This window comes from Acidovorax sp. KNOB132 (assembly GCF_057541515.1).
Window position 1 is genome coordinate 1 of record NZ_BAAJYT010000673.1, and the last position, 507, is coordinate 507.

Consider the following 507-nt stretch of genomic DNA (forward strand, 5'->3'; position numbering starts at 1 on the left):
CGGCCCTGCCGGTGCTGATCCTCACCGCCGCCGACAGCGTGGAAGAGCGCGTCAAGGGCCTGGATTTCGGGGCCGACGACTACATGGCCAAGCCCTTCAGCCTGCAGGAACTCGAGGCGCGCGTGCGCGCCCTCACGCGGCGCGGCATGGGCGGCACCACCAGCGCCATCCGCCACGGCCCGCTGGTGTACGACCAGGCCGGCCGCATGGCCACCATCGACGGCAAGCTGGTGGAGCTGTCGGCGCGCGAACTGGGCCTGCTGGAGGTGCTGTTGCAGCGCGCCGGCCGGCTGGTGTCCAAGGAACAACTGGTCGAGCGCCTGTGCGAGTGGGGCGAAGAGGTGAGCAACAACGCCATCGAGGTGTACATCCACCGCCTGCGCAAGAAGATCGAGCGCGGCCCGATCCGCATCGCCACGGTGCGCGGCCTGGGCTACTGCCTTGAGAAGATCGCCATCTGAATGCTATTGATTTAATAGCGGTATGCCCTAGTGATGATTGCGCTGA

At 66.7% G+C, this 507-nt stretch carries 1 protein-coding gene; it reads left to right on the forward strand.

Annotated features, from left to right (window positions below; genetic code table 11):
• On the forward strand, positions 1–461 hold a 461-nt coding region (locus AC27IO_RS25345), incomplete at its 5' end, for a winged helix-turn-helix domain-containing protein (RefSeq protein WP_498741361.1).
• Positions 462–507 lie beyond the last annotated feature (46 nt).